Annotated in this window: 17 protein-coding genes; 8 read left to right on the forward strand and 9 right to left on the reverse strand. The window is 60.1% G+C overall.

Annotated features, from left to right (window positions below; all coding sequences use genetic code 11):
• Positions 1-52: 52 nt before the first annotated feature.
• From A3714_RS03400 to fadI, 6 genes are all read right to left on the reverse strand, one after another.
• Positions 53-1,282, reverse strand: coding sequence for a S9 family peptidase (locus A3714_RS03400; protein WP_062817130.1), 1,230 nt, complete (start codon positions 1,280-1,282; stop codon positions 53-55).
• Between the two features lie 67 nt (positions 1,283-1,349).
• Complete coding sequence (locus tag A3714_RS03405; RefSeq protein WP_063510086.1) at positions 1,350-2,240, reverse strand: alpha/beta hydrolase; 891 nt, start codon at positions 2,238-2,240, stop codon at positions 1,350-1,352.
• An 82-nt stretch (positions 2,241-2,322) separates the two neighbouring features.
• Positions 2,323-3,525: a CaiB/BaiF CoA-transferase family protein gene (locus A3714_RS03410; protein ID WP_063510085.1), complete on the reverse strand. Its 1,203-nt coding sequence runs from the start codon at positions 3,523-3,525 to the stop codon at positions 2,323-2,325.
• 119 nt (positions 3,526-3,644) lie between these two features.
• The gene (locus A3714_RS03415) at positions 3,645-5,948 is read right to left on the reverse strand and encodes an acyl-CoA dehydrogenase (RefSeq protein ID WP_062817127.1); all 2,304 of its coding nucleotides are present in this window, start codon (positions 5,946-5,948) and stop codon (positions 3,645-3,647) included.
• Between the two features lie 79 nt (positions 5,949-6,027).
• On the reverse strand, positions 6,028-8,187 hold the full coding sequence (fadJ, locus tag A3714_RS03420) for a fatty acid oxidation complex subunit alpha FadJ (protein WP_063510084.1): 2,160 nt from the start codon (positions 8,185-8,187) through the stop codon (positions 6,028-6,030).
• 22 nt (positions 8,188-8,209) lie between these two features.
• A complete protein-coding gene (fadI, locus tag A3714_RS03425; protein ID WP_062817125.1) occupies positions 8,210-9,514 on the reverse strand; it encodes an acetyl-CoA C-acyltransferase FadI in 1,305 nt (434 codons plus the stop codon).
• A gap of 174 nt (positions 9,515-9,688) precedes the next feature.
• On the opposite strand from fadI, the gene A3714_RS03430 reads away from it, so the two are divergent.
• Together A3714_RS03430 and A3714_RS03435 are read left to right on the forward strand one after the other, a co-directional pair.
• Positions 9,689-10,309 (forward strand): TetR/AcrR family transcriptional regulator, encoded by a 621-nt coding sequence (locus tag A3714_RS03430; RefSeq protein WP_062817124.1) that lies wholly within the window; start codon positions 9,689-9,691, stop codon positions 10,307-10,309.
• 95 nt (positions 10,310-10,404) lie between these two features.
• Positions 10,405-11,322 (forward strand): alpha/beta fold hydrolase, encoded by a 918-nt coding sequence (locus tag A3714_RS03435; RefSeq protein ID WP_063510083.1) that lies wholly within the window; start codon positions 10,405-10,407, stop codon positions 11,320-11,322.
• 288 nt (positions 11,323-11,610) lie between these two features.
• On the opposite strand, the gene epmA is transcribed toward A3714_RS03435, so the two are convergent.
• Together epmA and efp are read right to left on the reverse strand one after the other, a co-directional pair.
• Positions 11,611-12,546: an EF-P lysine aminoacylase EpmA gene (gene epmA, locus A3714_RS03440; RefSeq protein ID WP_063510082.1), complete on the reverse strand. Its 936-nt coding sequence runs from the start codon at positions 12,544-12,546 to the stop codon at positions 11,611-11,613.
• Positions 12,547-12,548: 2 nt separating this feature from the next.
• Positions 12,549-13,118, reverse strand: coding sequence for an elongation factor P (gene efp, locus A3714_RS03445; protein ID WP_063510047.1), 570 nt, complete (start codon positions 13,116-13,118; stop codon positions 12,549-12,551).
• A 306-nt stretch (positions 13,119-13,424) separates the two neighbouring features.
• On the opposite strand from efp, the gene epmB reads away from it, so the two are divergent.
• The 3 genes from epmB to A3714_RS03460 all read left to right on the forward strand — a co-directional run bounded on the left by epmB (position 13,425) and on the right by A3714_RS03460 (position 18,726).
• Positions 13,425-14,453: an EF-P beta-lysylation protein EpmB gene (gene epmB / locus A3714_RS03450; protein ID WP_231866114.1), complete on the forward strand. Its 1,029-nt coding sequence runs from the start codon at positions 13,425-13,427 to the stop codon at positions 14,451-14,453.
• A gap of 199 nt (positions 14,454-14,652) precedes the next feature.
• Complete coding sequence (locus A3714_RS03455; RefSeq protein ID WP_063510046.1) at positions 14,653-16,416, forward strand: hypothetical protein; 1,764 nt, start codon at positions 14,653-14,655, stop codon at positions 16,414-16,416.
• Positions 16,417-16,638: 222 nt separating this feature from the next.
• On the forward strand, positions 16,639-18,726 hold the full coding sequence (locus A3714_RS03460; protein ID WP_231867821.1) for an EAL domain-containing protein: 2,088 nt from the start codon (positions 16,639-16,641) through the stop codon (positions 18,724-18,726).
• A gap of 168 nt (positions 18,727-18,894) precedes the next feature.
• Here the strand turns inward: A3714_RS03460 and A3714_RS03465 are convergent, their stop codons facing one another.
• Positions 18,895-19,710, reverse strand: coding sequence for an outer membrane protein assembly factor BamD (locus A3714_RS03465; RefSeq protein WP_063509978.1), 816 nt, complete (start codon positions 19,708-19,710; stop codon positions 18,895-18,897).
• Between the two features lie 81 nt (positions 19,711-19,791).
• Here A3714_RS03465 and rluD point away from each other — a divergent pair, with 81 nt between their 5' ends.
• From rluD to A3714_RS03480, 3 genes are all read left to right on the forward strand, one after another.
• Positions 19,792-20,760, forward strand: a complete 969-nt coding sequence (gene rluD / locus A3714_RS03470; protein WP_063509977.1) for a 23S rRNA pseudouridine(1911/1915/1917) synthase RluD — start codon at positions 19,792-19,794, stop codon at positions 20,758-20,760.
• A 313-nt stretch (positions 20,761-21,073) separates the two neighbouring features.
• Entirely contained in the window at positions 21,074-21,820 is a 747-nt protein-coding gene (pgeF, locus tag A3714_RS03475; RefSeq protein ID WP_063509976.1) for a peptidoglycan editing factor PgeF, read from the forward strand.
• Between the two features lie 279 nt (positions 21,821-22,099).
• The coding region (locus A3714_RS03480; protein ID WP_156493823.1) for a Clp protease N-terminal domain-containing protein at positions 22,100-23,572 on the forward strand (1,473 nt) is incomplete at its 3' end.

Consider the following 23,572-nt stretch of genomic DNA (forward strand, 5'->3'; position numbering starts at 1 on the left):
CATGTTGCAGATCCCCTTGGGGGCAAGCATGGCTCCAACGGGGAAGGGGGATTCAGGCATTCACCGCCGCTGACGTCTCCCCCAGCGCCGCCTTCATGAAATCCCGCATGGCTTTCAGATAAAGCCCCTGATCCAGATGCAGCAGATGGTTGCCCGGGAACCAGTGCAGGTCGCAATGTCCCCAGTGCTGGTGCAGCAGGTGACTGTGTTTGGGCGGAGCGAAGCGGTCGCCGGCGCCGCCGATGACCATACGCCCCTTGGACGGCACCTTGCATGGCCAGGTCAGGGGGGAATGCAAGGCGGTAATCTCGCGCAGACCCTGCAGGTCCGTGCCGTAAACCTTTTTCATCAGGCCCACTTGCAGGTTGATCGGGAACCAGCTCTGCATCAGGTCCATGATGCTGACCAGTGGCACATTGGGGATGGCAAAGGCCAGGTCGTCTTCCAGTGCGGCCAGGAGTCCGGTGGTGTAACCGCCGAGAGAGATCCCCGTGGCGCCCATGGCCGGCGTGCCCTGGGCACGCAAATAATCCATGAACAGACGCAGGTCATGGATGGCATGGGCGAACGTTTCGTTGAGCAGGGCCATGCCCTGGCTGAAAAACTGTGCGCCGCTGAACGGGGCAAGGCGGCCCTTGCGGCGTCCATGGAACGGCAGGGTGTAGAGCAAGACATCGAAGCCCTGCTTGTAAAACCAGGGCAGCGCCAGCCAGCGGGTATTGAGCCAGTAGGGGTCGGCCACAAAGCCGTGGATCATGATCAGTGTCGGGCGCGGTTCGCCATGGTGACGCCAGTGCTGGGCCCAGGCGGTGCGGTTGCGACGGTGGCTCAGGTAACGGTCACGCAGCGCCGGGTTTCTGGGTTCGAAGGGTGAGCGAAAGCGCAGGGTATGGGCCTCACCATCCTCCGGCTGAAAGTGATAGGGGGCCACCGGAATACGTTCAATGTTTGCCGTCTGTGTGGGCCGGCTAAAGAACGTATTGGGATCGTCTTCCTGGAGAAAGGGGCGGTAAAAATCCACCAGCGCCCGTTCTTCCTTTTGCCGGGAGAGATTCAGTGTGGCGGGCAGGGCCGCGGCGCCGGCCATGCTGGCCAGCCCGGTCCGCGCCACTGTGTCGATGCCGGCGGTGTAGTCGATCCGCCAGCGGGTATCGTTGTCTGCCAGAAAGTGATCCGGCAGGGCATGAAAACCCGTGGGCAAAGTCTGCCACCAGGGCTGGGTAAGCCGGGGCAGGTCCTCGTCGCAATAATCGTCCTGATGAATGCGGGGCAGTTCGGTCATGCCGCCTCCCTGTTGTTGGAATAATCAGTTAACGCCAGTGTTCAGGTGGCGGCAATGACCAAAAAAATCAGGCGGTGCGGATAAACTCGACCACGCGTTTCAGGTCCCGGTTGGCCTCCGGCAGGAAGGGAACCATGATGGGCCAGACATGAAACAGCCCCGACCGTTCGATCCATTTCACCTGCACCCCAGCTTTTTCCGCAGCCTTTCGAACCTGTTTGCCGTCGGCATAGAGCACCTCGTCGGTGCTGGCGGTAATCAGCATGGGGCAGACGCCCTGGTAGTCGCCCAGGCAAGGAGAGGCATAGGGGTGTGTCCGGTCCTCTTTGTTGGGGATGTAAATATCAATCACGGTGCGAATGATATCCGCGGACAACATGGCATCGCTGGGGTCCAGGGCGTCCATGACCTTGTCATCCGGTGACGCATTACTGGCCGGAGAAAACAGCACCGCACAGCGAGGCTGGGGCAGGCCCTTGTCACGGATGTGCAGCAGGGTGGCCAGGGTCAGGCCGCCACCGGCGGAATCCCCGGCGATGACGATGTCGCTGGGGTTCTTGCCCAGGGCCAGCAGGTATTCGTAGGCCTCCATGACCCGGTTCACGGCTTCCGGGAACGGGTGCTCCGGCGCAAACGGGTATACCGGCAGATAGACTTCGCCATGCAGCTGCTTGGCCAGGCGCCCGGCCAGGTTGTGGTAAGTCCGGGTTACCCCGCCGATATAGGCGCCACCATGCAGGTAAAGCACGGTGGTGGACGGATTGCTGACACCCAGGTGGTCACCCTCGAACCGGGGCTCGCGGATCTGCTTGAGTGTCACCTTGCGGGGCAGCAGGGTAATCGTTGGCGTGTTGTTAAATGCCTTGCGCAGGTGACGAACCAATTGCTCCTGGTTGAGTCCGTGGCGCTTGATGGTGCGGCGGGTCACCGCCTTGATGATTTTGGCCTGAATGCTCATGGGTTTTCCGTATTTGTTCTTTTTTCACTACGGTATGACGTTTTGCCAGACAGTAGCAGGGTTGATCGGGTCAGAACCGGGCTCAGGCCCGGCGTTTTTCCTGATTCGTAAACAGCGGGTTATGCTCGCCCAGGGCGGGACTGTCGCCATCCCGGGTCTGGGCGCCCACAAAGCGGATGGGTGAGCGCAATACCGGGCCCTTGTGGTTGTTAGTGACCAGACCGCGGGCCTGCACCTGTTCATTGGCCAAGGCCTCTTCCAGCGTGAGGATGCCGGACACGCAGGTGTCCTTGTGGGCGAGGCGCGCATCCCACTGATCCCGGGTGCGGGTAAGCAGAATCAGTTGAATGGCCCAGCGCACCGGTACCATCAGGCGGCGCAGTTTCTTCGGGTCGGCGGCCAGTTTGGTCAGGGCATCGTTGCCGCCGCTGGAAGATTGTGGTTTTTCACTGGAATGCCCCGATGTCTTTCTCTTCTTTCCGGTTTTTTTCTTCCAGAGAAATCCCGGCGTGATTTCCTTCAGGAATGCCATGAAGAACTTGGGCTCCAGGGAGCCCACCGCCAGGTACTTGCCGTCCCGGCAGCGGTACACGTTGTAGTTGGCCAGGGCGCCAGTGAGCATGTCCTTGCCGCGGGGCTGGCTGTTGCCGTGCTGGTGGTGGGTGGCCAGGGCCATGCTCTGCAGCGCCAGGGCACCGTCCAGCATGGCCACATCCACCCAGCAGCCTTCGCCACTCCGACGGGCGCCCATCACCGCCGCAAGAATGCCGATGGCGCAGTTCTGGGCGCCGCCGGCCAGGTCGGCGATCTGCACGTTGGACATGGCCGGGCGTTTGCCGGGCAGACCGGTCTGGTCCAGCACGCCGGCATAGCCCAGGTAATTCAGATCATGGCCGGGGCGGTCTGCATAGGGGCCGGTCTGGCCGTAACCGGTGAGAGAGGCATAGACCAGTTGCGGGTTGATGGCCTTGAGAGTGTCGTAACCACAACCCAGCTTATCCATGACGCCAGGGCGAAAGGATTCCAGGACCACGTCAGCGTCTTTTACCAGTGCCTTGAATCGTTCCACGTCGTCGGGCTGGCGAAGATCCAGGGTCAGGGACTGTTTGCCCCGGTTGACGATATCGAACAATTCCGGGGACAGTTCCCGGGCATAATCGCCGCCATCCGGCTCCTCGATCTTGATTACCTCGGCACCCAGCTGAGCCAGGGTCAGGGAGCAGAAGGGGCCGGGCAGCAGCCGGGACAGGTCAAGGACCGTCAGGCCGTCCAGTAGTGGGTTCATGGATTATCCTGTGGGTTGTGGCGGCAGCATTCCTTTGCATTGCCGGGTGGCAGTGCAAAGGAATGGAACCGGGCAAAAGAAAACCGAACGCCCGGAGCGGGCGTTCGGTATCGGGGACCTTACTGGCCTACGGCTTTGGCCAGCTCGTACTCCGGCGGCTGTTCCACACCACCGTCACCGGTGGCGCTCATGGCGGGGATGCCGCCGGCGCCGTAGTACTCATCCTTGGTGAACACATCCACCTCAATGGCCAGCATGCATGCGGCGGTGGCGTCATTCAGCAGAGCCAGTTCCGCATCGCTGATCACACCTTGCTGGGCCGCCTCGGCAGCGATTTCCTCCACCTTGCCACGGCCCAGTTTGCGGGCTTTCTGGGCAGCGCGGATCTTGTTGCGAACCGGCTCGGCTTCGGTGGTCAGACGGAAGGCCTTGAGCAGGCGACCCAGACCCTCATCGCTTTCTTCCGGCATGTAGTTACCGCCGACAAGGCGCTTGTACTGATCGCCGTAGCTTTGCAGAGCCAGCGCGGCCTTGTGGCTGAGCTGATCATCGGGCAGCTTGGCCAGCGGGTTCAGACCCAGCCAGATACGGCCCACGGTTTTCAGGATCACACCCACCGGGCCGCCGAAGTTTTCATAGATGCCTTCGAAGGCTTTCTGGATCTGGGTCAAACCGTATTCACCGGCATACTGCACCAGCGCCAGGTCTTCCGCCTTGCGGCCTTCGGCTTCAAAACGACGCAGGGCAGAGGTGGTGATGTACAACCAGGCAACCGCATCCGCATAACGACCGGTCAGGTTGCCACGGGCTTTCAGTTTGCCGCCCACGAAGAACATGGCCAGGTTGGTGAGCAGGCCAAAGCGGGTGGCGGCCCAGCCCAGACGACGGTAGATACTCTTGGTCTTCGGCTCCACATTCGGCACCTTCACGGTGAACCAGCCGCGGGTAACGCCACGTACCAGGGTCATTACCATGCCGAGCAGGAACTGCACCATCCAGCCAGTGAGATTCTTGCGGAAGCTGGCCACGTCCTCGTTTTCCACGGCCTGGACTACCTTGTAGGCGTAGGGGTGGCAGCGGGTGGCGCCCTGACCGAAGATCATCAGGGTGCGGGTCATGATGTTGGCACCTTCCACGGTGACACTCACCGGGGCGGAGTTGTACAGGCGCCCCATGGTGTTGTTGGGGCCCTGCATAACGCCGTAGCCAGCAGTCACGTCCATGGCATCGGTGCCGATCTCGCGGCCCATTTCCGTGGAGTAGGCTTTCATCACTGCGGACATCACCGGCGGCTGGATACCGTTGTCGACGGCGGAGCAACCGAATACCCGGGCAGCGTCAAAGGCGTAGGTCATACCTGCGGCCTTGCCGATCTTGTGTTCCACGCCTTCCATGCGACCCACGGGAATCCCGAACTGCTGGCGCACCATGGAGTAGGCGCCGGCAATCATGGCGCCGTGGCGTACACCGCAGACACCGGTGGCCGGCAGGGACACCATGCGTCCACCCGCCAGGGCTTCCATGAGCATCTTCCAGCCCATGCCGGTGTATTCCACGCCACCCAGCACATTGCCGGCCGGCACGATCACATCACGGCCGACAATGGGGCCGTTGGGGAAGTGTTCACCGATGGGTTGGTGGTGGTCGCCGATGTGCAGGCCTTCAGTGCCCTTGGCGCCTTTTTCAATCAATACCACGGTGATGCCCGGCTCTTCACCCTTGCCCAGCAGGTTCTCCGGATCGTGCAGGCGCACGGCCAGGGAGATCAGGTTGGCCACCGGCGCCAGAGTGATATAGCGCTTGCGGAAATTCAGCTTGAATTTCACTTCGCCGTCATCGTCCTTGAACACCACCCCTTCCGCTTTCAGGGAGGCCGCGTCGGAACCCGCGGTGGGTTCGGTGAGGCCGAAGCAAGGAATGAAATCACCCTTGGCCAGCTTGGGCAGATAGTAGTTCTTCTGCTCATCGGTGCCGTAGTGACCGAGCAGCTCTGCGGCGCCCAGGGAATTGGGAATCACCACCATGGCGCTGAGCAGGCCGGAGTAGGAGCTGACCTTGGCCATGATGCAGGATTTCGCCTGGGTGGACATGGGCATGCCGCCGTATTCCTTGGCGATCTGCATGGCAAAGAAGCCATTGTCGGCCATGAACTTGAAGATATCGTCCGGCAGCTTGCGGGTACGGGACAGCTCATAGCTGTCGGCCATCTTCAGCAGCTCTTCCACCGGGCCGTCCAGGAACGCCTGTTCGTGGGCGGGGAGCTGGTCATAGTTTTCGGCGAGGATTTTTTCAAAGTCCACCTTGCCGCCGAAGAATTGACCATCAATCCATACATCGCCGGCTTCCAGGGCCTGGCGTTCGGTGTCGGAAATCTGCGGGAGAATCTTGTTGTCCCGCATCCAGTTCATCACTTGTTGAAACATGCTGTGGTTCCTTTGAGGTTGTTAGGCCCTGCAGGGCAGGACGAACGTTTACGGGCGCGAACAAACAAGCGCCGGACGCTTACGGGTAAAAGCGTTGTTTCTTTTTCGCCATGTCTATCAATAGCGGAGCCGGTGTGAAGCGGTCGCCAAAATGTTCGGCAAGTCGCTCCAGAGTGCGTACCGAATTGGTAAGACCCAGGCTGTCCATGTACCGGAACGGGCCGCCGCGGAAGGGGGGGAAGCCCAGACCGAAGATGGCACCGATGTCGCCGTGCATGGGATCGCTGATAATGCCGTCCTGCAGGCAGTAGGCGGCTTCGTTGATCATCAGCCAGACGCAACGGCTGACGATTTCTTCGTCGTCCGCGTCCTTTTCCTGGCTCACATTCATCAGCTCGTAGAGCGCGGTATTCACCGGCTTTTCACCCTTGGCCACGCCTTCATAAATATAGAAACCGCGGCCACTCTTGCGACCCAGATAATCGTTTTCGATCATCAGGCCGGCGGCATCCGGGGACGCCATACGTTCACCGAAGGCCTTTTCCAGTACCGGGCCCACCTTGGTGCCCACATCCACACCCACTTCGTCGAGCAGGGTGATGGGGCCCACCGGGAAGCCAAAGCGCACCAGCGCCTTGTCCACGGCTTTTACATCCACGCCTTCTGTTAGCAGACGGGTGGATTCATTCAGGTAGGGCGCAAGAATACGGGTGGTATAGAAGCCCGGGCCGTCCTTCACCACGATCACGGTCTTGCCCTGGGCCTTGCCGAAGGCCACGCAGCCGGCGGTCACTTCCGGGGCGGTCTTCTCCGTGGTGATGATTTCCAGCAGGGGCATCTTTTCCACCGGCGAGAAGTAGTGCAGGCCGATCACGTTTTCCGGACGCTCGGCGGCACTGGCAATTTCGGTGATGGGAATGGAAGAGGTGTTGGAAGCAAAGACCGTGTGCTTGTTGCCGTTGGCTTCCACGTCCTTGAGCATCCTGTGTTTCAGGCCCAGGTCTTCGAATACGGCTTCCACCACCAGGTCCAGGCCCTTGAAACCGCTGTAATCGGCGGTGTAGGAAATGCGGCCCTGTTCGGCGCTGGCATCGGCGGCGCTCATGGCGCCTTTCTTGGTGCGCTTGTTGTAGAACTCGCTGACGTATTTCACGCCATGGGCCAGGCCTTTGTCGTCCCGGTCTTTCAGGCGTACCGGCAGCTTGGCCTTGTTGATGGTGGTCAGCGCGATGCCGGCCCCCATCAGGCCGGCACCGAGGACACCGACTTTTTCCATGTTCCGGGCTTTCACGCCGTCGGCCACAAAGGTCTCTTTCTTCAGGGTGTTGGTGGCGTGGAAGATGCCGCGCAACTGTTTCGACTGCGGTGACATGGCCAGCTCGCCAAACAGCCGCGCTTCAGTGGCGTACCCCTGTTCGATGCCGTCCTCGAAGCCCGCTTCCACCGCATCAATGATGGCTGGCGGGGCCGGGTAGAGGCCGTGGGTTTTCTTGGCTGTCTGTTTGCGGGCCTGGTCGAAGACCATCTTGCGGCCCAGGCTGTTCTGTTCCAGCGCCGCTTTGGTAATGCCATCCTTGCTGAAGTAACTGGCAAAATTGACGCCGCTTTCTTCCTTGGCATCCGCCAGTTCCAGCGCCCGTGCCACGGCCCGGTCGTAGACCGCCACGGCTTCCACCACTTCATCCACCAGACCGATTTTTTTCGCCGGCTTGGCTTTCAGTTGCCGACCGGTGAGCATCAGGTCCAGGGCGGAGGCGATACCCACCAGACGCGGCATGCGCTGGGTGCCGCCGCCGGCGGGCAGCAGGCCCAGCATCACTTCCGGCAGGCCCAGTACGGTATCGCTGCTGCTGGCGGCGATACGGTAGGAGCAGGCCAGCGCCAGCTCCATGCCGCCGCCCAGGCAGGCACCCTTGATGGCGGCCACTACCGGGATATCCAGGTCTTCCAGTTTCTGGAACGTATGCTGGCACAGTATGGACAGGTCGCTCACTTCCTTGGCGGTCTTGGCGTTTTCAAACAGCTTGATATCGGCGCCGGCCATGAAAGAGCCTGCCTTGGTGGAGTAGAGCACCAAGGCCTTGGGGGCGGCTTTTTCGATGTCGGCAAAGGCCGCGTTGAAATCGTCGGCGAACTCCGCTTTCAGGGTGTTCTGGGTATCGCCGGGCACATTGATTTCCAGTACGGCCACACCGTTATCCAGCGGTTTGAGAGTAAAGGCACGTTGTGTCTTGCTCATGGGAATCTCCTTGTTCCGCTGTTTATTCCGCTTCCAGCACCATGGCGGCACCGATGCCGCCGGCGGCGCAGGCGGTGGTCAGGGCCAGGCCGCCACCGCGACGCTGCAGTTCATACAGGGCCTGGCTGATGACGCGGGCGCCGGTGGCGCCGAAGGGGTGGCCATAGGCGATGGAGCCGCCGTTCACGTTGAGCTTGCTGCGGTCCACTTCGCCCAGGGCGGCGAGGCCGGTCTGGCTGCGGACATAGTCGTCGTCGGCCAGCCCTTTCAGGTTACAGGCCACCTGGCCGGCGAAGGCCTCGTGCATGTCCACCAGGGTCAGGTCGTCCAGGGTGAGGCCGGCACGAGCCATGGCCATGGGGGCGGCGAGCACCGGGCCCATGAGCAGATCGTCTTTCGGGGTGCGCGCGGCAAAGGCGTAGGAGCGGATGTAACCCAGCGGCTCGTAGCCCAGGGCCTTGGCTTTCTTTTCGCTCATCATCAACAGGGCGCCGGCACCGTCGGTGAGGGGGCTGCTGTTGCCGGCGGTGACGCTGCCGGATACCTTGTCGAAGACCGGTTTGAGTTTGCTGTAGCCGGCCCGTTCGGAGTTCTTGCGCACCAGGTTGTCGTCCTTCAGCGGGGTGGCCTTGGGCGGCAGGAAGGCGGTCATTACCTGCTTGTCCAGACGGCCTTCCGCCCAGGCGCGGGCGGCATTGCTGTGGGAGGCATGGGCCAGATCGTCCTGTTCCTGGCGGCTGATGCCCCATTTCTTGACCATTTTCTCGGTGCTTTCGCCCATGGTTTCGCCCACCGAGTATTCGGTAATGGACGGCGCCTGGGGCAGCAGGTCTTTGGCCTTCAATTGGCTGAGCAGCTTGATGCGATCTTTCATGCTCTTGGCAAAACTCACATCGCGCAGCACGGCGCTCAGTTCGGAGGACAGCGGCACCCGGGCGCAGCTGGTGGAGTCGGTGCCCCCGGCAATGGCCACGTCGGTGTAGCCGGCGACGATGTTGTCGGCCACGCTGGCGGCGGTCTGGAAGCTGGTGGCACAGGCGCGGGTGATGGAGTAGGCGTCCACCGTATTCATCCCCAGCGCCAGGGCGATTTCCCGGGCGATAAAGGGGGCTTCCGGGATCATCACCGTCATGCCGAATACCAGTTGCTCGATATCGCGCTGGTCCAGGTTGTTGCGGGCCATCAGTTCTTTCACGACCATGGCGCCCAGGTCGATGGCGTTCAGGTCTTTATAGTGGGTGGCGATCCGGGCAAACGGGGTGCGCAGACCATCCACCACGGCCACGCGGCCGCTGCGGCCGGCCAGCTTCATTTTGCGAACAGGCATTCCAAACTCCTTGCAGGGGTTGCCGGTCACGGTGTAATTTTTATTACACAAAATGTGACATTGAATGGTGACAAAGTGTGTCGAGACTAGAAGGCTCTTGGCAGTGAGTCAACGTCGCAGCGGACGCTGTCTGACAGCGGTGTAATAATAATTACAGTGAAAGGAAATGAACCGGTGAAAAACGGGACGGCAGTGCTTCCCGAATCCCGCCAGGACCCGGCGGTGCGGCAGCGCATTGAATGGGCTGCCGTACAGGTGTTTGCGGATTCGGAATTCCATCAGGTGACGTTGCAGCAAATCGCCCGCGCTGCCCGCTGCAGCCTGCAGACCCTGTACCGTTACTACGGTGATGAGAAGCAGGGAAGCAAAGAGGCGCTGCTCAGCGCCTGCCTGCATCACGGCCTGGAGCAACTGGCTGAGCGTATGCTGGATCACCTGGCCGGCATTGATACCTTCCGCGATCGGCTCAGCAAGGTGTTCTGGGTGGTGCTGGACTTTTTCGACCGCAATCCGCAGATGGGCCGGATGATGATCAACTCGGTGTACCCTGGCCGCTGGGGTAGCGATACCACCCCGGGGCAGCAGCGCCTGACCGAGCTGTTCCTGAGTGTGCTGCGCGAGGGTCAGGAGCAGGGCATCCTCAACAGTCAGGTGGCCACGCCGATCCTGCTGGACTTCTTTTACGGGGTCTTGTTGCGCATTTCCCAGATGCACCTGCTCCGGGGTCGCCCCGGCCGCATGGCGGATCAGCATGGGGTGCTGTTCGATATGCTGTGGCGTGCCATCACTGTGTGAGGGGCCATCGGGCCAATCGGAGTGGGTATGCTTGTGGTTTGCCTGGAGCTTTTCTATGTTGAGCAGCTCGCAGTAGAACAAAGAAGAGGTCACATATGCAGTCTGGCACGCTGAGCAGTAACGGAATCGAGCTTTTTTACGAGAGTCGTGGCCCGGAAAACGGTGAGCCCATTATCTTTGTCATGGGGCTCTCGGCACAGATGGTGTTCTGGCCGGAACCGTTGCTGGATATCCTGGTTGAGCGTGGCTATCGGGTGATCCGTTTCGATAACCGGGATGTGGGCAAATCCACCCGCATTCGCAAACCATTCAAGCAGGGGCCGCTGGTGGCGTTGCTGCGTTATACCGTGGGAATGTCGGTAGACAGTGCCTATACCCTGCACGACATGGTGGCCGACACCGTGGGGCTGCTGGATGCGTTGAACATCGAACGGGCGCATTTTGTGGGTGCCTCCATGGGCGGCATGATCAGCCAGTTGATGGCGGCCACCCATCCTGACCGGGTGCTGTCGCTGACCTCCATCATGTCCAGTAACAACAGCCCCTACCTGCCGTTACCGAAACCCGCTGCCCTCAAGACCCTGGTGGCCCCCGGAGTGAAGGTGGAAACGGAAGACCAGTTTGTGGCGTTTGGTCTGGAGATGATGGGCAAGCTGGCCGGCACCTTGCCCCAGGGCCGTGACGAACTGGAAGCCATGTATCGGGAGTGTTGGGCCCGCGGCATCAACCCGCGCGGGATTCGCAACCAGTTCCTGGCCGTGCTGGCCACCGGTGCCCTGACCAAACACCTTAAACAGATCCGCTGCCCGGCCACTGTGATCCACGGCGGAGCCGACCCGCTGATCCGTCCCGCCGGCGGCAAGGCCTCCGCCCGCCATATTCGCGGCGCCAAGCTGGTGATTATTCCCGGCATGGGCCACGACTTCCCGCCGTCAGCCATTGACCGGATTGGCGACCTGATTGCGGAGACGGCGGCCAGAGCGAATTCAGTGGCGCAGCCGGCGGTGGCGTAAGGGCAGTTGCAAGTTGAAAGTTGCAACACGGGCGATCGTGTTGCGAGCTGAAAGGAAAGAGGCCACGCCCGGAAGTTGGGGCGGCTTTTTTATGGCTTCCCGTGCCGGGATTTCGCCGTAGGAGCGTCGCTCGCGGCGCGATAACCCAAAACCGGAAAAGACGGTTTACGGCAGAGCCCACAAAATTCACCGAGAAGAAGCAGGTTTTCTCTGTGTGTTCTGTGGAGAACGGGTTTTTGATCCTTGCTCTGGAATCGCGCCGCCAGCGACGCTCCTACGGCGGGGCGTTCAGGCGCGGGGCCAGGGGAAGGCGATGATGTCGTGGATTTTGCCGCTGCCCTGTTGTGCCATCAACAGTCGCTCCACGCCCATGGCGACGCCGCTGCAGGCGGGCAGGCCGGTGTTCATGGCGTCGAGCAAATAGGGGTCGGCGTCCATGGGGTTCAGGCCATTGGCTTCACGCTGAATATTGTCCTGTTCAAAGCGTCGCTTTTGTTCTCCCGCATCGGTCAGCTCCTGATACCCATTGGCCAGTTCCAGGCCCCGATAATAGATTTCAAAGCGTTGCGCGACGGTGACACCATCGTTGTCCGTACGGGTCTGTGCCAGGGCGGCGGCCCAGCCGGGGAAGTCGGTCACCACGGAAAGTTGCTCGTCAGGAAGAGCGTCTTCTACCCGGGTGGCCATTAGGTAATCCACGGCGGCGGTCTTGTTCAGGCCTTTCGGTGCGCCCCGGGATTCAGCATGGGCGATCAGGTCTGAATCATTGGCGGTGAGAGGGTCCAGGCCGGTGACGTGGCGGAACAGGTCGCGGAAGCGGTAGGTCCTTGACTGGGCACGGGGGAAGAGCTCGGCGAATAACGCCAGGCACTCTTGCACCAGATCATCCAGTGCAAAGCCCGGGCGGTACCATTCCAGCATGGTAAATTCCGGGTTGTGACGGCTCCCGGCTTCACCATCACGAAATGCCTTGCAGATCTGGTAGATAGGCCCGCTGCCAGCAGCCAGCAGCCGCTTCATGTGGTACTCCGGTGAGCTCTGCAAATAGCCGTAGCCGGGCACAGCGATGCACTGGATGTGCGGGTCGCTGACCCCGTAGTGCGCCAGTTGTGGGGTGTCCACTTCCAGCACATCGCGGGCAGCAAAAAAAGCGCGCACCGTGCTCAGCAGCTCGGCGCGCGCCTTGATGGCCTCCAGCGAGGCGGTGGGTTGCCAGTCGGTCACGACTAGCTCTTGATGCGACCCACGTAATCGCCGGTGCGGGTGTCCACCTTGACGATCTCGCCTTCCTGCACGAAAAGCGGCACACGGACGACAGCGCCGGTGCTCAGGGTGGCAGGCTTGCCGCCGGTGCCGGCAGTGTCGCCTTTCAGGCCCGGATCGGTTTCCACAATCTGCAGTTCCACGAAGTTTGGCGGGGTGACGGACAGGGGTTCACCGTTGTAGAGGGTGACCTCGCAGATGTCTTCCTCTTTCAGCCACTTCTTGGCATCGCCCACGGCGGCATCGTCGGCCTGCTTCTGTTCGAAGGTGGTCTGATCCATGAAATGCCAGAATTCGCCATCGCTGAAGATGTACTGCATGGACACATCCATCACGTCGGCGCCTTCCAGGGAGTCGCCGGACTTGAAGGTGCGATCCCAGACTTTGCCGGTTTTCAGGTTGCGCAGTCTGACACGGCTGAACGCCTGACCCTTGCCGGGCTTGACGAATTCGTTCTCGATGATGGCGCAGGGGTCGCCATCGAGCATCACTTTCAAGCCGGACTTGAATTCACTGGTAGAATAGTTGGCCATAAATGTTGTTCCAAAGGTTGATGTATGGCGTCGCAGAGGGTGCGGGGTTTGCTAATGTTTCATTTGCGTCTCTGTTGTGCCTGCAAGCGTACCAATCTAGGCACAAGGAGAGATGTTTGGTTTTATTCAAATGAACGACTTGTAACGACGAGTGGTGCGCTTGCAGGCACAACCCGAAGGGCTGGGCCCCCTGACGTTGAGGCAAAGGGCCCGCCCAGCTGCGTTGTCAGTCACTTACATATGAAAGACTATGCCGCACTCCTTCCGCCTTGCCGGACGAAAAAATGAACTCCAGCAGAGACGCAAATGAAACATCAGCAGACCCCCATGATAACGCAGGAAAGGGACGGTTGGGAGTTGCCCGGCTGGCAGCGCCAGCAGGCGGACCTGATTACTGATCCGGCGGAGCTTATCGGCCTGCTTCAGCTGGAGGCGGAATCCCTGCCCGAGATGCTGGCAGCGGCGCAGGATTTCCCCCTGCGTGTGCCCCGTGGCTATGTGCGCCTTATGGAGCCGGGCAACCCGGATGATCCGCTGTTGCGGCAGGTGATGAGTGTGCCGGCGGAGCTGCGCGAGGAGGAGGGATACAGCAGTGATCCGCTGGAGGAAGCTGCCCACACTCCGGTTCCCGGGCTATTGCACAAGTACCATGGCCGCGCACTGCTGGTGGTCACCGGCGCTTGCGCAGTCCACTGCCGTTACTGTTTTCGCCGGCATTTCCCCTATCAGAGTCACCTCAGCGGCAAGCGTTGGGATCAGGCGCTGGAATGGCTGGCGTCACGCCCGGATATCCGCGAGGTGATCCTCAGTGGCGGCGACCCCCTGACCCTGAACAATCGCCGTTTACAGGAACTGCTGGCGGCGCTGGCGGAGATTCCCCATCTGCGTCGGCTGCGTATTCACAGCCGTACCCCGGTAGTGATTCCGGAACGGCTGGATGAATCGTTGCTGACATTGCTGTCGGCCCCCCGCTGGCAGACGGCCCTGGTACTGCATGCCAATCATCCCCGGGAAATCAGTCCTGCGCTGGTGGAGCGCTGCCGTCAGTGGCGGCGTGAAGGGATCACCCTGCTGAATCAGAGTGTGTTGCTGGCCGGAGTGAATGATTGTGTTGATACGCTGGAAGCGTTGTCGGATCGCCTCCATGAGGCGGGTGTGATGCCGTATTACCTGCATCAACTGGATGCCGTGCAGGGTGCGGCGCATTTTGCCGTGGCGGATTCGCGCGCTATGCAACTTCATGAGCAGCTGCGTGGCCGCTTACCCGGCTTTCTGGTGCCGAGGTTGTCACGGGAAGAGCCGGGGAAGCCGGCAAAGACCGTATTGGCGGGCTAGAGCATCCGTCTGTCGCTGCCAACACAACGTTTACAGGCTTGTAACGGTATCGTAAAGTCATGTGACGAAGGACACATACAAAACAAGAACTAATACTTAATAACTAGAGGGTTGCCTTAACAATTCCTTGCATAGCAAGCGCTAAAGAAATCGTTAAGGGTTCCCTATCTGGGTGCCACCGGGATAAGGATTATCTTCAATGGAGCAACCAGCCCAGACGGTGCGCTTGAAACTGCCCGAGCAGGATTTGCCGCACCTGACACTTGGCGCTGACCAGCCGAAAAAGCTGCAACAGTGGGTCGACGCTCTCCCGATCATGAACATGGGGGAAACGGCTCGTCAGCTTTATCAGTTCATTCAGGAACTGAACCGGCTGCAAATCGATTCCAAACAGCGTTTCCAGTTGCTGGAAGTGGTTCGTCCTTCCATTTTGCATGTCAGTGATTCCCTGCAGAAACATTACTTGAATCAATCCCTGGTATTACCAGACAAGGCGCGGCGAGTGGCCAGTCTGGCTCAGGCCCTGCAAGGGCATCTGGCCAACGGCTATAAGCTGGTGGCGGTACGGGGCATGCGCAAGCTGAAGGACAAGGCAGTCCGGCGTGCGGTCACCATGGCAATTCATCGCGCCATCAGCGCCCTTGGCGATACCCTGTTGCGTTGTTATCAGTTGTATTTTCCCAGCCCTCGCCACCTGTGGCTGGAGCTGCACCAGCTTTATCTGCTGGCGGAACTGCACGGCATTTCCGCGACGCCGGTGGATGATGAAAAAGGCAACTCCAGCATCCAGTCTGCCTATGCCCGTTGCTTATTGCTGGCCACCGCCAAGCCCAATCAGTTACGTCAACAGGAACTGGCGGCCTTGTACAAGGCCGCATTCACCTGGGGGGACCTGATTGAGATCAAGACCGCCAGTGATGATGAAGACCTGTTCGTGTTCGACCTCCAGGCGGACCGCCCTCCCATTTACCGCACCCATGCCTCCCAGGCGACGGACAGCTGGCGCTATATCGATTCCGTCCGGCTGGTGCAGGCAATCAGTGCCTGGAAAGATGACCCCGAGGAGAGCGATCTGCAGGTTCCCAAAGGGCTGGATGAAAGCATGATGTCCCACCTGCAGCAGGTGTGGGGGGCGCTGACGGAGCGGGCTTTCAAGCGCATGGCTGAAAGCGGTGAGGTCGAACTGTGCTTCGGACTGGTGGGGGTGCACTATTTCCTTTCCGGCAAGGTGCCGTTTGAAACCCTGATTGAGCGAGGCAGCTTGTCGGTGATGGGCGAGGGGGAAGAAAACAATCCTTTCCTGCGCAATATCAAAGTCAGTAGCCGGCAAAAGCAGCAGAAGGAAGACCCCTGGGCGACGGCCTATCAATCCGACTTTCCCAATGAAACCATTGATATCGGTAAGCCGGATTCCTCCCTTCGCAGCGAGGCGACCTTGCCGGAGAGTTATCACTGCCAGAAGGTCAATGCCAGCCCCGGCGGCTATTGCCTGTCCTGGCAGGGGAATACGCCGAGCCTGATGCGTACCGGCGAATTACTGGGATTGCGGGACCACCCGGACAGCCACTGGATGCTGGCGGTGGTGCGCTGGGTGACCCAGCTACCCAACCATGGTGCCCGCTTCGGGGTGGAATTGCTGGCTCCCGGGGGTCGGCCGGTGGCTGCCCGGGCTCTGCGCAAGCAGGGTGAAGACAGTGATTTCATGCGCGCCATCCTGTTGCCTGAGCTGGCCGGCGTCGGTCAGCCCGCCACCCTGTTGTTGCCCACGGTGGGTTTCAATGAGGGGGTCAAAGTGGAGCTGGTAGAGGCTGGCGAGCCCCGTCGTGTACAGTTGTTGCGTCGCACCCAGGGGGCGTCCGGGTTCAGCCAGTATCCATTCCGCGATATGGCAACCCCCACACCGGTGAGGCCGGCAAGCGATAATGATGAAGGGGATCTGGATTCCATCTGGTCCACTCTGTAAGGATTCAATGGGACGCGACGTTGCGTTTCTGACCCGTTATCAAGGCCACAGCGAGGATGCTGTGTGATGGTTTTCTGCCATTGGCCGGGCGGCTTTCCATAATCAGAAAAGACGGAACAGAAGACGGCTTTCCCCGGAAAGGTCGGTCAGTTCTCTCTTTTTCTGTGGGAAAGTTGCCAAGACAAGGTTGTCAGGCACAATGGTAAGCCGTACGAAAACAGTATGAGTCGTCACACCATGAGCTATGCCCTGGACAATCTCCGCCTACTGATCGCCCATGATTCCCAAGATGAGGCCGAGCAGCTGATGAATATGCTGCGCAATGCCGGCCGGGCAACCCGGGCACAACTGGCCCTGGGCGAAGATGATTTGCTGCGCGCGTTGAAAGGTGGCGCCTGGGAGTTGATGCTGTGCAGGCCTTCCTTCGGCGATGGCAGTTTTGAATCTGCCATGGCCCACCTCAAGCGTTTGGGCAAGGCGGTGCCAGTGATCCTGCTGGAAAATACCTTTTCTGCCGAGACCGTAAAGGCGGCCCTCCAGCAGGGGGCCAGCGGCGTGGTGCCCGGTAATGACAGGGATATGCTTACCCTGATGGTGGACCGGGTGGTCGAGAACCTGCGTCTGCGCAAGGAGCTCCAGCACTCCGAGATTGCCCGTCACGATGCGGAAAAGCGGTTGGCCCTGTTGATGGATCAGAGTCGTGACGCCATCGCCTATGTGCTCGATGGCATGCATATTCACGCCAACGACAACTATGTGGAGCTGTTTGGCTATGAGAGCGCTGACGATCTGGCCGGCGTTCCCATCATGGACATGGTGTCGGCGGCGGACCATGACAAGCTCAAACAGCTACTGCGTAGTCGTGCCCAGGATGAAAGCCAGACCCAGGAACTGGAATGCAAGGGCGTCAATACCGATGGCGAAGAGTTTGATGCGTCCTTTACCTTCTCGCCCAGCACCTATGATGGTGAGGCCTGCACCCAGATCGTGATTCGCGCCGGCGGCGTGGACGAGAGCGAAATGCAGGAACGGCTCCAGGAGATGAGCCAGAAAGACCAGGTTACCGGCCTGTTTGCCCGCAAGTGGTTTATGGACCAGCTTGATGATGCGGTGGCCGAGGCGGCTCGCGAGGGACAACTGGCGACGGTGCTGTATCTCCGCCTGGACGACTTTGAGCAACACCAGTCTTCGGTGGGTATCGATGGTGCCGATGATATTCTCCGCGCGGTTGCCAACTGGCTGGGTGGCCAGGTGGGAGATGCCAAACTGGCCCGGGTAGACGGTGAGGATTTCGCCGTCTTGTTGCCGGTTGCGGATACCGATGAGGCCGAGGCACTGGCCGAGAGTCTGCGCGCCGGTATTGAAGGGCTGATGCCGGAAGTGGCGGCCAAGACGATCCATGTGACGGCCAGTGTGGGGGTCGCCTTTGTTCGCGAGGATGCCCGCAGTGGCCAGGGCACCCTGACCACGGCACTGAAATGCTGTAACCAGGCTCAGCGGGAAAACGGTGGCCAGGGCAACAGCATCAAGGTGCATGATCCCATGGACGAGGTGGCTGCGGGCTCTTCCGAAGCCATTGTCATGTTGCTGCGTCAGGCGTTGGAGCAAGGCAGTTTCAAACTGCATTATCAACCGCTGATGAACCTTGAAGATGACAGTGAGCATCTCTTCGAGGTGTTTGTGGATCTGCCGCAGAAGCAGGGTGAAGCCATGGAAGCCGGGGAGTTCATGCCGGTGGCCGCTGAGCAGGGCCTGGTGGGCAAGATTGATCGCTGGGTGGTGCTCAACGCCATGCGGGCGGCGGCTGCGATGAGTGAGCCCGTCAAGCTGGTGTTCAACATCAACGGGGGCTCCCTGGCGGATGCATCCCTGGCGGACTGGCTGCTCAAGGCCATGCGTGCGGCCAAGATGGATGGTTCACGGCTGACCTTCCAGCTAACCGAGGGCGATGCCACCACCTACCTGAAACAGGCGGGCGTGTTTGCCGAGAAGATGAAGAGTGCCGGTTGCGGTATCTCCATCAGTCGCTTTGGCGGCGGCCTGGATCCGTTCAAGCTGTTCCAGCATATTCCGGCCACCATGGTGAAATTCGAAGGCTCTTTCACCCAGGACGTGTCCAAGGCGGAAGGCCGCCAACGGCTCACCGATATCGTCAAACAGGTAAAAGAAAGCAACCGCAGGACCGTGGTAGGTTTCGTCGAATCCGCCGCCCAGATGCAGGCCCTGTGGAGCCTGGGTGGAGTGGATTACCTGCAGGGCTACTATCTGCAGGCACCGATGGATTCGTTGCAAATTCCGGAGTCGGCGTAGAAAGGCAATTAATAGTTAATAATGAATAATTAATAGTTGCGCGAAACAGCTTTGCCTTGTCTTNAAACATAAGAGGCCGCGCCCAAGCTATGGGCGCGGCCTCTTGCGTTTATAAAGCAAAAAGCGTGGTCCGCGCTTTTCAACGTTGAACGTTAAACTTTCAGCTCATTACAGCAAATCAAACGTCAGCAGGCTCAGCAGCCCATCATCCTCGTCCGGCCACCAGGCCAGATCCACGCGTTTGTCATCGTCCAGAAAGGTGCTGTCCGGCCAGTTCAGGGCCAGAACCTTGCGGCTCTTTTCCGCCAGTTCCGGTTGCTTCAGACGCTCGTAGCCCTTCGTCATGATGGCAAGCGCCTCGGGTACCGCTGGGGTTTGCTGGAAATGCTTGACCACATACTGGGCCCGATTGATGGAGGCGATGACTGCGCCGCGGCGGGCATAGTAGCGAGCCACATGCAGCTCCTGGCGGGCCAGCTGGTTGCGGATATGCACCATCCGTGAGCGGGCATCCGGTGCATACTCGCTGTCCGGGAAGCGGTTTACCAGTCGCTCGAAATCCCGGAATGCATCCTTGGCCGCTCCCATATCCTTGCTGGATTTGTCGGAGCTGACCATATTATCGAACAGGCCTTTTTCCATATTGAAATTGGCCAGCCCACGCATGTAAATCGCATAGTCCATGCGTGGATGCGCTGGATAATTGCGCATAAAGCGCTGGGCCGCGACCACGGTGGCCGGGTAATCCACCGCCCGGTACTGGGCGTAGATCAGGTCCAGGGCGGCCTGTTCCGCGAAATCGCCGTAGGGAAAACGGGCTTCCAGCTCCTTGAGCTGGTCAATGGCGGTCAGATAGTTCTTTGACTCCAGCGACTCGCTGGCTTCCCGATACTGGTCTACCTCGGTCAGCTCCGGGCGCTCCTTGTTGCTGGCGCAGCCGGCGAGTAGCAGCAGGCACAGTAGTGGCCATAAAAGACGTGGCATTCTTCCCTCGTTAAGCGGTTACAATACAGGCTTCAGAGCCTTTGAATAATTCAGACTCGGCATTTAAACACAGGTTGCACTATGGGACATCTTGGCGGCGAGAAAATTCAGCGTAGCGAGCAGGTACGCGCAGATCAGGCGGGGCAGCGGGTCGATCAGGCCGCCGCCGAGCTGTTTGAGGGATTTTCCCGTTCCCGGCTGCAAGGCTGGATCAAGGACGGGGTGCTGACCGTCAACGGAGGCAAAGCCAAGCCCAAGGATAAGCTGATTGGCAATGAGTGCCTGGCGCTGGAAGTGGAAATCGCCCCGGAACTGGACGATCTGCCCCAGTCCATTGAGCTGGATGTGGTCTATCAGGACGACGACTTGATCGTGATCAACAAGCCCACCGGGCTCGTTGTGCACCCGGCAGCGGGCCACGCGGATGGCACTCTCCTCAATGGCCTTCTGCACCTGGATGAACGGCTCAACAGTCTCCCCCGGGCAGGCATTGTGCACCGACTGGACCGGGATACCACCGGCCTGATGGTGGTGGCCCGGTCCCTGGAGGCGCATCAGAGCCTGGTGGCGCAGTTGCAGGACAAGAGCCTGTTTCGCCAGTACGAAGCCATTGCCGTGGGCGTGATGACCGGCGGCGGCAAGGTGGACGCACCGATCGGTCGCCACCCGGTGGACCGAAAGAAACAGGCGGTCGTTAAGCATGGCGGTAAGGAAGCGGTCACTCACTACCGGGTTCTGGACCGTTATCGGGCCCACACTCGGATCAAGGTGCAGCTGGAAACCGGCCGAACGCACCAGATCCGTGTTCACATGGCCCATCGCAACTATCCGCTGGTGGGCGATCCGCTCTACGGTGGCCGTCTCAAGCAGCCCGCCGGTGCCAGCGAGGCCCTGCGCGAAGCCCTGCGCCGTTTTCCCCGCCAGGCCCTGCATGCGAGAAAACTCGGCTTGATTCATCCGGCCACGGGGGAATACTGTGAATTCGAAGCGCCGCTGCCCGAAGATATGCAGGCGTTGATTCGGGTACTGGAAGAAGATGTAAGCGCCTGAGCCTTGAGGCTAATGGTGGCTGCGAAGCCGCTGTAGGAGCTATGCTTGCATGGCGAACCGCGCTTGCGCGGAAATCGACCGCAGGTTGATCAAACTCTCCTGGGCTCAAGGGGGATAGAGAGCGTCGAGATAAGGTAATCTTCTATTCCTCGCTTGGGCTCGGTTCGCCATGCAAGCATAGCTCCTACAGCGGTTGGGTAAGCGTTGCTTTTTTGTCCGCTGTCCTCCTCTGTGGCGGCGCTTGCAGTGTTCGTGGTGTTGGGCTTTTGCCCATCTCCGTGATCCAGCCTTAACTTGTTCAAGGTGGCTTTCCATGGTTCTTCCTGACGTGGACGACTGGCTGTGGCCCCGCTGGCAACCGCACCCGGCAGTGCGCGTGGCAGTGACCACCCGTGCCGGCAGTCACTCTCCGCCCCCCTGGAATGGCTTCAATCTGGGCATGAACTGCGGTGATCAGCCCGCCCGGGTGGAGCAGGCCCGTCACCATGTGGAAAAACTGCTGCAGGCGGATCATCCGGTGGCCTGGTTGAAGCAAGTCCACGGCAAACGGGTGATCCGCGCAGAGGATGCTGACAATGAGGCCGATGGGGTCTGGACGGATCAGCAGCGCTGGCCCTGTGTGGTGCTCACCGCCGACTGCCTGCCTGTGTTGCTGGCGCGAACCGACGGCAGTGCGGTGGCGGCGGTGCATGCGGGGTGGCGAGGCCTGCAGGCGGGCATCATTGCCCAGGGAGTGAGCAGGATTGCCCCGAAGGGTGAGCCGGTCAGTGCCTGGCTGGGCCCGGCGATCTGTGGCAAATGCTACCAGGTGGGTGACGAGGTCTACCGGGCCTTTGTGGATACCCAGGCAGATTTTAAAGATGCCTTTCATGCAGATGCGACCCCCCACCATTGGCGATTTTCCGTTGCCCAGGCGGCCATGATTGAACTGGCCCGTCTGGGCGTGGAGGACGTACAGGGCGGGGAGCTTTGCACCGCCTGTGATCTCAAGCGTTTCTATTCCTACCGTAAAGAAGGCGACACGGGTCGGTTTGCGTCACTCATTTGGCTGGACCAATAAAAGAGCAGTGAAGAGTTAATAGTGAACAGCGACGCGAGGCCGCTTTTCTGTTTTTGAAACGCAAGAGGCCGCACCCAAACCCTGGGCGCGGCCTCTTGCGTTTCAGAATCAATTCACCCCGGATCGCGAACTATTCACTGTTCACTATTAACTCTTCACTGCTCTTGAATATGGCCCAATCGGACCCATTTAGAGGTCAGATGACAAGTAACCGGTGATCGTGGCTGGCTTGCCGACAGGGAGCGGGCGCGCGGATCACAACCGGAAAGGAGAGCCCAAATGCGAATGGATAAACTCACCGCGCGCCTGCAGCAAGCGTTGTCTGACGCGCAATCCCTGGCCGTGGGGCAGGGCAACAGCACCATAGAGCCCGTTCACCTGATGCTGGCACTGATGCAGCAGCAAGGCGGCGCGGCCCGCCCCTTGCTGGAAAAGGCCGGCGCCAACGGGGCTGATGTGATTACTGCCCTGAACATGGCGGTGGACAAGCTGCCCACGGTCAGTAATTTCACCGGCGATGTGCAGATGGGCCAGGCCACCGGCCGTTTACTCAACATGGCCGACCGGGAAGCCCAGCAGCGTGGAGATCAATATCTGTCCACCGAGGTGGTGTTGCTGGCGGCCTGTGATGATAACGGTGAGCTTGGCAAGCTGATGAAGAATGCCGGTATCACCAAGAAGACACTGGCGGAGAAAATTGCGCAGGTACGGGGTGGCGAAGCGGTGAACGATCCCAATGCGGAGGACAAGCGCGAGGCGCTGGACAAATATACGGTCAATCTGACCGAACGGGCCGAGTCCGGCAAGCTCGACCCGGTGATCGGTCGTGACGATGAAATCCGCCGGACTATTCAGGTATTGCAGCGTCGTACCAAGAACAACCCCGTCCTCATTGGTGAGCCCGGTGTGGGCAAGACCGCCATTGTGGAGGGGTTGGCCCAGCGTATTGTCAACGGAGAGGTGCCGGAAGGGCTGAAGGACAAACAGGTGCTGTCTCTGGACATGGCGGCCCTGATTGCCGGTGCCAAATATCGCGGCGAGTTCGAGGAGCGTCTCAAGGCCGTGCTCAACGAGCTGGCCAAGCAGGAAGGTCGTATCATCCTCTTCATTGATGAGTTGCACACCATGGTCGGCGCCGGCAAGGGAGAGGGCTCCATGGATGCCGGCAACATGCTGAAGCCGGCCCTGGCCCGGGGCGAGCTGCACTGTGTGGGCGCCACTACGCTGGATGAATATCGACAGTACATCGAAAAGGATGCGGCCCTTGAGCGTCGCTTCCAGAAAGTGCAGGTGGATGAGCCCAGCGTGGAAGATACCATCGCCATTCTGCGCGGTCTGAAAGAGCGTTACGAGGTTCACCACGGTGTGGACATTACCGACAGCGCTATCATTGCCGCGGCCAGGCTCAGCCATCGCTATATCACGGATCGGCAGCTACCGGACAAGGCCATCGACCTGATCGACGAGGCCGGTAGCCGAATCCGCATGGAAATCGATTCCATGCCGGAAGAAATGGACCGTCTTGATCGCCGGCTGATCCAGCTGAAAATGGAGCGCCAGGCGCTGCGCAAGGAAGAAGATGAAGCCAGTCGCAAGCGGCTGGAAAAACTGGAAGCGGATATCGACGAACTGGAAAAACAGTACGCCGACCTGGAAGAGATCTGGCAAGCAGAAAAGGCCGCCTTGCAGGGAGCCCAGGAATACAAGGCAGAACTGGAACAGGCCCGTGTCGAGCTGGAACAGGCCCGTCGC

Source organism: Alcanivorax sp. HI0007, from assembly GCF_001635525.1.
In the GTDB taxonomy this organism is placed as follows: domain Bacteria; phylum Pseudomonadota; class Gammaproteobacteria; order Pseudomonadales; family Alcanivoracaceae; genus Alcanivorax.